Raw genomic sequence first — 10,579 nt, 5'->3', positions numbered from 1 at the left:
GTGCGAGTCGATCGGCGTCGCACCGTACGCGGAACCTCGCACGGAGCGGAGCTGACGGGGTCGACCTCGCACGGTGCGAGGCCACCGCGCGGCGGCCGCGCTGGGTCAGCGCGGGCGGACGACGGCCTCGACGAGCGCCGCGATGACCTCGCCGGGGTCGACCCCGGGCAACGCGGGGGCGTCGAACACGAGGCCGACGTTCGCCGCGATCAGGGCGGTCGCGAAGGTGTCGAGGGGGATGCCCGGGTCGATCTCCGGGTGGGCGCCGAACCACAGGTCCACGAGTTCCTGCACGCCGTCCTGCAGGCTCCGGCGCTGCGCCACGAACTCGGGCATGAGCTCGGGGTGCCGTGTGGCGTAGCCGCGGAACTCCGACAGCAGGGCGAACTGCGCGCTCTGGTCGTGGCGGCCGAAGGCCTGCCGGACGACGTCGCCGATCTGCACCGAGGCGATGTCGGCGTGCACGAGTTCCTGCAGCGATCCGAGCACGAGGTTCGTCGCGCGTCGCATGACCTGGGCGACGAGGTCTTCCTTCGAGCTGAAGTTCGAGTAGACGGCACCCTTGCTGAACCCCGCGCGCGCGGCGACGTCGTCGAGCCGGGACTCGTGCACGCCCTGTTCGGCGAAGACCTGCGCGCCTGCGCTCAGCAGTCGCTCGCGGACCTCTGCCCGGGGGGTCCGTGAAGTGGGGGAAGCGTCGTCGCTCATCTGGTCCTGGTTCGACGGTGCCCCTCGCTCGTCGTCGGGTCGACGGTCTGGAGCGCGTGGTGGTGGTCGCGACCATTCTGGCGGGTCCCGGGACACCGTCCGACACCGCCGCGTGGTGTGGACGTCCTCGACCCGCGAAGACCTGCCGCGCCGCGCGTCTGATCCCGCGCGGCATCAGCGAAGCCCCCTCGGCACGCTGCTCGTGAACCGCCGCGTTCGGGTCGCGTCGGTGCTCGGTGACACGTGCGCCGGTCTCGATACCCGGCGGTCTCGATGCTACGCCCGCGCGACCTCGCGGCGGTAGTCCGTTACGTGTCCTGGCTCTCCGCGTCCGGGTCGTGGTGCTCGTGCACACTGCCGGCCCCTGAGCGACGGCCCGGTCGGCGGAGGAGTCGCAGGGCGTCCGGCCGCACGACCCGGAGGCCCCGGCCGCGTCGCAGCAGGGAGCCGAGAGTGGACTGCGGCTGCCAGTCGCGACCGTTCGGCAGCCCCCAACCGCGCCGGACCGCGCCGTACCGCAGCGCGAGGGACAGCACGATCGCCGCGACGATCCCGATCGAGGGGGATCCGAGGAAGGACGCGACGACCATCACCGCCGAGGCGGCGACGGCGACCGTGGCGTACAGGGCGTTCCCGCCGAAGACCGCGGGGACACGACGGAGCAGCAGGTCGCGCATGGCACCGCCCCCGACCGCGGTGATCGTGCCCATGATGATCGCAGCGGGCCAGCCGAGCCCCGCGTCGAAGGTCCGCTGCACGCCGACGACGGACCAGATGCCGATGACGGCGGCGTCGAGGATCGTGAAGAGGCGGTCCCACGTCACCTCGGAGAACGACACGAAGAACGCCACGAGCGCCCCGGCGATGGCGACCGGCACGTAGAGCGGGTCGACGAGCGCGACCGGGGGGCCGTTCTGCAGGAGCGTGTCGCGCAGGATGCCGCCGCCGAGGCCCGAGACGAAGCCGACGACGAGGAACCCGAAGAGGTCGAAGTCCATCGTCCGGGCGATCGACCCGCCGAGGAGAGCCGACGCGAAGACGCCGGCGAGGTCGAGCACGTTCGTGACCGATGCCAGGCCCTCGACGGTCAGCAGGTTCATGAGAACCATCAAACCCCACGTGGCAGGAGTGGCGAGCGGAGCCCGGGTTAGGTTAGCCTCACCTACGCCATGCTCGCCACACTCGTCATCGGCCTCCGCGAAGGCCTCGAAGCAACGCTCATCGTCGGCATCATCGCCGCGTTCCTGCGTCGCAACCGCGTCCCCCTCGCGCCGATGTGGCTCGGCGTCGGCACGGCCGTGCTCCTCAGCGTCGCGGTCGGCTTCGGCCTGCAGCTCGTCGAGCAGGCGCTGCCGCAGGCCGAGCAGGAGGGGATGGAGACGATCATCGGCCTCGTCGCGGTCGTCTTCGTCACCGGGATGATCGTGTGGATGCGGACGCACGCGCGGTCGCTCGGGAAGGACCTCGAGGCCAGCGCCACGGCGGCGCTCGGTCGCGGCACGGCCTGGGCCCTCGCGGGCATGGCCTTCCTCGCCGTCCTCAAGGAGGGCTTCGAGACCGCGGTGTTCCTGCTCGCGACGTTCCAGGCGTCGAGCGACACCGGCTCGGCGGCCCTCGGCGCGGTCATCGGCATCGCGGCGGCGGTCCTCATCGGCTACGGCATCTACACGGGCGGCGTCCGGCTGAACCTGTCGCGGTTCTTCACCGGTACCGGCGTGTTCCTCGTCTTCGTCGCGGCCGGGCTCGTCCTCACCGCGATCCGTCACGCGCACGAGGCCGGCTGGATCGTCATCGGTCAGCAGCGCACGGTCGACCTGTCCTGGCTCGCGCCGAACGGCTCGGTGCAGGGCGCCCTGGTCACCGGCGTGCTGGGGATCCCGCCGGACCCCCGCGTCATCGAGGTGCTCGGCTGGGTGCTCTACCTCGTGCCCGTGCTCGCGCTGTCCCTCTGGCCTCGGGCCTGGCGCCCCGCCCCCGCACGCGTGCCGTTCGTCCGCACGGTCGTCGCCTCGGGCCTGGCGGTCGCCGCGGTCGCGCTGGCCGTCGGTGTCCCGGCGATCGCTTCCACTGCGCCGCGACTCGCCGACACCGTCCGGCTCGACGGCGACCAGACGAGCCTCACCGCCGTCGTGCACGGGACGACCGGCGAGCTCCGCACCACCGGCAACGGCTCCCAAGCGGAGATCGAGCTGCCCGCGTCCGTGCACCGCCGTGTCACCCGCGCCGGCGTCGCCGCGGACCGCTGGCAGGTGGTCGACGCCGGTGCCGCCGCGGAGCAGCCGAGCAGCCTGACGCTCGACGACCTCGTCGGCCTCTTCGGCCGCGTCCCCGTCGGCATCTCGCCGTCCACCAACCCCGGTCCGTTCGCGGCGAAGTGGGCCACGAAGCGGACCACCACCCTCTGGACCGCGGCCGGCGGCGTCCTGGACGCGACCGCCTCGGAACGCGACGTGCTCACGCTGAGCGGTGGGGGCCTCCCGTCCGCTCGCACCACGACGCTCGAACGCGACGTGTGGAGCGTCCCCGACGCCGTCGCCCAGCGAGCCGCGGAGACCGCGGCGTCCGCCGCGACGCGCGGTGCGGAACTGCAGCTCTGGGCGGCCTGGCTGCCCCTCGCGCTCGGCATCGCCGCCGCGGCGCAGCTGTTGCTCGCCCTCCGCGACCGTCGTCGCACCACAGCCACCCCTGCGCCCGACCCCGACACCACCGCGTCGCGCGGCCCGCCCGCCGACGACCCCACGAGGAGCCCCGCGTATGCCGCTCGGTAAGTCCACCGTCCGTCCCCTGATCACCCTCGGCGCACTCGGCGCGGCGACCGCACTCGCGCTGACCGGCTGCGCGTCCGGTTCGTCCCCCGCGTCGAGCGACCCGTCCGCCTCCGGCAAGGTCGCCCGCGTGACCGTCACGCTGACGAACGACGGCTCCGACGCCTGCGCCGTGTCGACCACGAAGGTGCCGGCCGGGCCCGTGACCTTCACGGTGAAGAACGAGTCGTCGACCGCCATCACCGAGGTCGAGCTCCTGCAGGACCAGCGGATCCTCGGCGAGAAGGAGAACCTCGCGCCCGGGCTCGACCCCGTGCACTTCACCGCGACGCTCACCGGCGGGAAGTACCAGGTGTACTGCCCCGGGGCGACGACCGAGCTCACCGACTTCACCGTGACCGGCAAGGTCGCGAACACCGCGAACAGCAGCGCTGCGACGCTGCTCGCGGACGGTACCAAGGGCTACGCGACGTACGTCGACGGCCAGGTCACCGACATGGTCGCGGCCGTGGAGCAGCTCCAGGCCGACGTCGACAAGGGCGACCTCGCCGCCGCGAAGACCGACTACGCGAACGCCCGGCCGTTCTACGAGCACATCGAGAGCGACGTCGACGGCTTCGTCAAGAAGGGCTACAAGGCGACCGACAACGCCGGCAACCTCGACTACCTCATCGACATGCGGGCCTCGAACCTCGACGAGTCCGTGGGGTGGAGCGGCTTCCACGCCGTCGAGAAGGACCTGTTCGAGGGCGGGAAGATCACCGCGTCGACCAAGGAGACCGCCGCGGCGCTGACCGACAACGTGCACCTGCTCGCGAAGCTCGTCCCGACGCTCGACTACAAGCCGGAGGACCTCGCGAACGGCGCCGCGGGGCTGCTCGAGGAGGTCCAGTCGAACAAGATCACGGGCGAGGAGGAGGCCTACAGCCACATCGACCTCGTCGACCTCGCCGCCAACGTCGAGGGCGCGCGGCAGGCATTCGCGTACCTCAAGCCGGGGCTGACGAAGACCGACCCGACGCTGACGAAGCAGATCGCGGAGCAGTTCGACGCGACGAACACGCTCATGGACGGCTACCGCGACGCGGATGCCCTCGGCGGGTTCAAGTCGTGGACCGGCGACGTGAAGCGTACCGATGCGAACGCGATCTCGCAGCAGGTCCAGGCGCTGCAGGACCCGCTGTCCCGGCTGGCCGAGAAGGTCGCCACCGCGTGACGAGCGAGCACGAGCACGGCGTGACGAGCGAGCATGAGCACGGCGGACCGGGCCCGCACGAGCACGGCGGACCGGGCCCGCACCGGACCAGCGTCTCCCGACGCGGCCTGTTCGGCGCCGGCCTCGCCGCCGCCGGGGCCGGAGTCGGCGCCGCGGTCGGCGTCGCCGGCGCGACCGCGGCCACCGGGGTGAACCCGTTCGCCGCCGCCGCCAACGGCGACGAGTCGATCGACCTCTCCCAGGAGCACCCGTTCTACGCGACGGCGGCCGGGCAGCCACAGGGTGGGATCCGCACCGTCCCGCAGCGGCACTGCGTGTTCATGACGTTCGACCTGTCGACGTCGGTGACGACGGACCTGCAGGTGCTCCTCGCCCGCTGGTCGGCGGCGATCGCGCAGCTGCAGGCCGGGAAGACCGTCGGCAGCGTCGAGCCCGCGCACGGGAACGGCGTCGGCGCGGACACGGGGGAGGCCCTCGACCTCGGCCCCGCCTCGCTCACCGTCACGGTCGGGCTCGGCCCCGGGGTGTTCGACGAGCGCTTCGGTCTCGCGGACAAGCGTCCGGCGCACCTCGCGGCGATACCGACCCTCCCGAGCGACAACCTCGACGAGCAGCTGACCGGCGGGGACCTCTCGCTCCAGGCGTGCGCGGACGACCCGCAGGTGGCCTACCACGCCGTCCGCGACCTCGCTCGGATCGCGCGCGGCACCGCGACCGTCCGCTGGACGGTGCTCGGCTTCGGGCGCGCCTCCGCCGGTCCCTCGCAGTCGACACCGCGGAACCTCATGGGGTTCAAGGACGGCACGAGGAACGTCTCCACCGACGAGGAGTTCAGCCGGTTCGTGTGGGTCGACGACCCGGGCGACGGCGCCGCCTGGATGCGTGGCGGCACGTACCAGGTCGTCCGGAAGATCCGGATGAACCTCGAGACGTGGGACGCCGACAACGTCAGCGACCAGCAGCGTGTCTTCGGTCGGACGAAGATCGAGGGCGCTCCGCTCTCCGGCGGATCCGAGCACACCACGCCCGACTTCCACGCGGCCCACGGTGACGGGACGACGAAGATCGACGTCCGCTCGCACATCGCCCTCGCGGCGCACGAAGCGAACGGTGGTGTGAAGATCCACCGGCGCGGGTACAACTACACCGACGGGCTCAACCAGTACGGACAGCTCGACGCCGGGCTGCTGTTCGCGGCGTACATGGACGACCCGGAGCACTTCACCCGGTTGCAGCGGAAGCTCGGCGCTTCGGACCGGTTGAACGAGTACGTCTCGCACATCGGGTCCGGCGTCTTCGCGGTCCCGCCCGCGCCCCGGAAGGGTTCGTACATCGCCGAGCAGCTCTTCCGCTGACGCCGCCACACGGTCGCGGACCGCGCCGGCGGGTGGGTGCCCTCCGTCGTTTCCCTGGAGACGGAGAGCACCCGCGCCGCGGAGTCCGCACCGAGCGGAACCACCGCCGGCGGATGAGAGATGACCCGGCGCGACGCGTCGCTGTGCGACACGGCCGAGGATACGCTGGTCCGTCCCGCAGGGACAGTGACCTGAACGGACTGGAGGCGCGGTGCCAGCCGACACCGCGCCTCCAGTCCGCCCTTTGGTCGTGTCAGTCGGTCGTGACCGGCTCGACGCGCTGTGCGCGCTTCCGCCGAGCGACCACCAGGCCGCTGATGCCCGCGAGGAGCAGCAGCCCGGCCGCGACGGCCGGCCCGGTCAGGTCCGCGCCGGTGTAGGCGAGCTCGCCGCCGGCCTGGTCCGGGACGACCACGTCGACCGTGCCGTCGCCGTCCGTGTCGACACCCGCGCCGCCGTCGACGTCACCGCCGGTGCCCGCACCGGGCGTCGTCCCCGGGTCGGACGGGTCGGCGGGGTCGGTCGGGTCGGTGCCCGGGTCCTCGGCCTCGGCGGCCACCGGGATGGCCACCGCGAGGGTGATCGACTGCCCGTTCGGCAGCTCCACGACGAGCGGCTCCTCCGTCGTGGCTGCGGCGCGCGTCGTCAGGGCGGCACGCGCCACCCCGGTCTGCTCGTCCTCGGCACCGGGGACGGTGAACGCGAGCGTCGCACGACCCTGCTCGTCCGTGGTGTCGACGACGGAGGTGTCGATCGTGGCGCGGGCGAGTTCGGTTCCGCCCGCGCTCACGGACACCTCGCCGGCCTGGTCCGCGGCGTTGCTGAAGGTGAGCGAGGACAGGTCGATCCGCACGTCGTCGCCGGGCTGGAAGCCGCCCTCGGGCTCGTTCGTCCGGACGCCGACCGCGCGCTGGTCCTCCTGGACCTCGACCGTCGGGTTGGCCGTGAAGTACGCGACCTGGGCCTCGAGGTCGACCACGCCGCTGTCCTGCTTCGCGGCGGCGCCCTTGAACGCGGCGAAGTTGTCGCCGCCCGTCGCGAGGAACGAGTTCACGGTGACCTTGTACGTCCGGGAGGCCTCGACAGGCTTGCCGTCGAGGGTCATCGACGTGATGCGGGAGCCAGCGGCAGCCTTCGGGTCGTAGGTGTACGCGAAGCCCCCCGAGGCGCCGAGCTTGAGGAACGGACGGCTCGCCGTTGCCGGCTGCCACTGCTGCTCGAGCGCCTGGCGGATCTGGTCGCCCGTGAGGTCGAGGACGACGAGCGTGTTCGCGAACGGCTGGACGACCGCGGCCTCCTTGTAGGTGACCGGCCCCGAGGCCACGTCCGCGCGGAGCCCGCCGGGGTTCATGAACGCGATCTGCGAACCCTGCCGCTGCGTCTGGCTGCGCTGGACCTCGGCGACGAAGTTCCCGAGCGTCGACTCGCCGCCGCGGTTCTCGGAGCCGTTCGTCTGCACGGCGCGCTTGAGGTCGCGGTCGACGGTGCCGAGCTCGACGGCGCCGAGCTCGTCGGCCTTCGTGACGGCGGCGTCGACCGTGGCCTGGACGGCGGCGTCCTCCGGGTAGGTGCCATCGACGAGACGCAGGTTCTCGGCCTTCGTCGCGGTGACGGTGCCGTCTGCGGCGACCGAGAGCTGCACGTGCCCGAGGTTGAACCCGTACGACCCGGTCTGGATCACCGGGCGCGTGGCCGGACCGTTGCCGATCTTCGCCTGGTGGACGTACGTCTGGTGGGTGTGCGCCGACAGGATCGCCGAGACACGAGGGTCGACGTCGCGCACCGCGCGGGCGAAGTCGGAGTCGCCGTCGAGGTCAGTCGCCGCGGTGGACTCGGCGCCGTCGTGCACGAGCAGCACGAGCACGTCGGCCTCGTCGTTCGCCGTGTCACCGTCGGTGAGCTGCGCGGCGACCTTGTTCACCTCGGTCGTGATGTCGCCCATCTCGAGGCCCTCGATGCCGTCCGGGGCGACGAGGCCCTGGCCGATCAGGTCCACCGTCGCGCCGATGAAGCCGACGCGCTTGCCGCTGATCTCCTGGATGGAGTACGGCTGGAACGCGGGCTTCCCCGTGGCCGTGTCGAGGATGTTCGCGGAGACGTAGTCCCACTCGGCCTTCCGGACGCCGGTGCCCTGGCCGCCGATCACACGATCGCGCAGGTCGTCCTGGCCCTTGTCGAGCTCGTGGTTGCCGATCGCGCTGACGGACAGGTCCATCTGGTTGAGGACGTCGATCGTGGGCTGGTCGTCCTGGATGAAGGACTCGAACGTCGACCCGCCGATGTTGTCGCCGGAGCTGACGAAGGCCGAGGTCGTGCCGTCACCGCGGAGCTGTCCCAGCGCACCGGCGAGGGTCGCCGCGCCGGCTGCGTCGCCGTCGCGGGGGGTCGGGACGCCGTCGGTCTGCGAGATGGACTGCGCGATCCGACCGTGGAAGTCGTTCACGTTGTACAGGTCGATCGTGGTGTCGCCGTCGGCCGCACTGGCGACGGATGGCACGGACAGCGCGACGAGGACACCGGCGGTGGCGAGCGCAGTGCCCGCGACCAGGAGCCCGCGACGCTTTCGGGAATGGTGGGAAGTGTTCATCGGCGACGAACCTAGGAGGACGCACAGGCAACACGCCAGACGTCCCCCGAACGCGTCACACGATGTTCACACGAGCAACACGATCAGTCCCGTCCGAGTGCGCCCTTCACCCGCTCGACGGCCTCCGCAGCCATCGCCTTCGCCGAGTCCTTCACGACGTCGAGCTCGACCGGATCGCCCTTGAGCAGGCTCTTCGCGGTGTTGATCGCGTACTCCGCGGTGATGTGCGGCGGCAGCGGCGGCACGCTCCGGCTGACGTACGCGTCGATCACCGTCACGCCCGGGTTCGCGAACGCCCGTTCGACGGCCGCGTCGACCTCGGCGTCGTCGTGCACGGCGATCCCCGTGAACCCGAGGAGTTCGGCGTAGCCCGCGTAGTCCATCGTCTCGACGTCCTGCGACCCGCGCCACATGGGGTTGCCGTCCTCGGTGCGCATCTCCCACGAGACCTGGCCGAGGTCGTCGTTGTGCATGATCACGATGACGAGCTGCTGGTTGGGCCAGTTCGCCATGTACTTCTTCACGGTGATGAGCTCGTTCATGCCGAGCATCTGGAACGCACCGTCGCCGATGGTGCACACCGCCGGCGCGTCCGGGAACGCGAACTTCGCGGTCACGGCGTACGGCATCGCGGCGAGCATGGTCGCGAGGCGGCCGGACATGTCGCCGTGCATGCCCCGGCGCAGACGGATGTGGTGTCCGTACCAGTCCGCGGTGGTCCCGGCGTCGCAGGTCACCGTGACGCCCTCGGGCAGCCGCTCGTTCACGGCGCGGATGACCCGCCGCGGGTTGACGCCGTCGCTGTAGGAGACCTCGGCCTGGCGGGCCATCTCGGCCTCCCACTCGCGCATCTCGTCGGCGAGCTGCTCCTGCCACGAGCGGTCCGAGGTCTGCTCGAGGAGCGGCAGGACCGCGTCGAGGGTCGCACCGACGTCACCCCAGAGGTTGAGCTCGGTCGGGTAGCGCAGACCCAGCTGTTCGGGCTTGATGTCGACCTGCACACCACGGGCCTGCCCCGACTTCGGCAGGTACTCGCCGTACGGGTAGTTCGTCCCGAGGAGCACGATCGTGTCGCACTCCTTGATCTGGGTCAGGCTCGGCCGTGACCCGAGGAGCCCGACCTGCTGCGTGTGGTACGGCACGTCCGACGGCACGACGTCCTTGCCGCGGAGGGCCGTGATGATGCCCGCGCCGGTCTTCTCGGCGGCCGCGAGGACCTGGTCGGTCGCGCCGCGGGCGCCGGCACCGACGAGGAAGGTGATCTTCTTCCCGGCGTTCAGGATCTCCGCGAACGTCCGGACGTCCTCCGCCGACGGGGTGATGCGCGTCGAGGCGGGGACGTCGCTCGACCGGGACACCCAGTGCTCGGCGGCGGGTTCCTCCCACGCCATCGCCTGCACGTCGTGGGGGAGGACGACCACGGCGGGCTGCTTCCGGAGCATCGCGGTGCGGAATGCGGTGTCGATCACGACCCCTGCGGCGTCCGGCGAAGCCACGGTCTCGACGTAGCACGCGACGTCGGCGAACACCCGCTCGAGGTTCGACTCCTGCTGCGTGAACGACCCGATCGAGGCCAGGCCCTGCTGCCCGACGATCGCGACGACCGGCTGGTTGTCCATCTGCGCGTCGTAGAGGCCGTTGAGCATGTGGAAGGCCCCGGGGCTCGACGTCGCGACGCACACCCCGACCTCGCCCGTAAACTTCGCGTGGGCGGTCGCCATGAGCGCGGCGATCTCCTCGTGCGTCGGCCGGACGTACTCGAGCGCGCGCTCGCTGCCGTCCGCCTTGCCGAGGGCCCCGTCGAACGCGCCGATGCCGTCGCCCGGGTAGCCGAACACCCGGGTCACGCCCCAGGACTTGATGCGGTCGATGACGAAGTCGCTCACGGTGGTGCCCATGCGACCAGCGTGCATCCCGGAGGCTGTACGCGTTCAGACTGGAGGCCCGG

General features: G+C 71.6%; 7 protein-coding genes. 3 read left to right on the top strand and 4 right to left on the bottom strand.

Going from position 1 to position 10,579, the window contains the following annotated elements:
* Positions 1-105: 105 nt before the first annotated feature.
* Both ACSW7Y_RS13130 and ACSW7Y_RS13125 read right to left on the bottom strand, forming a co-directional pair.
* On the bottom strand, positions 106-708 hold the full coding sequence (locus ACSW7Y_RS13130) for a TetR/AcrR family transcriptional regulator (protein WP_438126718.1): 603 nt from the start codon (positions 706-708) through the stop codon (positions 106-108).
* A gap of 308 nt (positions 709-1,016) precedes the next feature.
* On the bottom strand, positions 1,017-1,808 hold the full coding sequence (locus ACSW7Y_RS13125; protein WP_438126717.1) for a trimeric intracellular cation channel family protein: 792 nt from the start codon (positions 1,806-1,808) through the stop codon (positions 1,017-1,019).
* Positions 1,809-1,877: 69 nt separating this feature from the next.
* On the opposite strand from ACSW7Y_RS13125, the gene efeU reads away from it, so the two are divergent.
* Genes efeU through efeB form a run of 3 tightly spaced genes read left to right on the top strand, consistent with a single transcriptional unit; the run spans position 1,878 to position 6,044 of the window.
* Positions 1,878-3,476, top strand: a complete 1,599-nt coding sequence (gene efeU / locus ACSW7Y_RS13120; RefSeq protein WP_438126716.1) for an iron uptake transporter permease EfeU — start codon at positions 1,878-1,880, stop codon at positions 3,474-3,476.
* Positions 3,463-4,689 carry an iron uptake system protein EfeO gene (efeO, locus tag ACSW7Y_RS13115; protein WP_438126715.1) on the top strand — a complete coding sequence of 409 codons (1,227 nt, stop codon included), beginning with the start codon at positions 3,463-3,465 and terminating at the stop codon, positions 4,687-4,689. Before efeU ends, efeO begins: the two co-directional genes overlap by 14 nt.
* Positions 4,690-4,709: 20 nt before the next feature.
* Positions 4,710-6,044: an iron uptake transporter deferrochelatase/peroxidase subunit gene (efeB, locus tag ACSW7Y_RS13110; RefSeq protein WP_438126714.1), complete on the top strand. Its 1,335-nt coding sequence runs from the start codon at positions 4,710-4,712 to the stop codon at positions 6,042-6,044.
* A gap of 253 nt (positions 6,045-6,297) precedes the next feature.
* Here efeB and ACSW7Y_RS13105 read toward each other — a convergent pair whose 3' ends face one another.
* Both ACSW7Y_RS13105 and ACSW7Y_RS13100 read right to left on the bottom strand, forming a co-directional pair.
* Positions 6,298-8,631, bottom strand: coding sequence for a bifunctional metallophosphatase/5'-nucleotidase (locus ACSW7Y_RS13105; RefSeq protein WP_438126713.1), 2,334 nt, complete (start codon positions 8,629-8,631; stop codon positions 6,298-6,300).
* Positions 8,632-8,714: 83 nt separating this feature from the next.
* Entirely contained in the window at positions 8,715-10,529 is a 1,815-nt protein-coding gene (locus ACSW7Y_RS13100) for a thiamine pyrophosphate-requiring protein (RefSeq protein WP_438126712.1), read from the bottom strand.
* Positions 10,530-10,579: the final 50 nt, after the last annotated feature.

It is taken from the genome of Curtobacterium flaccumfaciens (assembly GCF_051548005.1).
Taxonomy (GTDB): Bacteria; Actinomycetota; Actinomycetes; order Actinomycetales; family Microbacteriaceae; genus Curtobacterium.
This window is presented reverse-complemented; position numbering and strand designations above follow the sequence as displayed.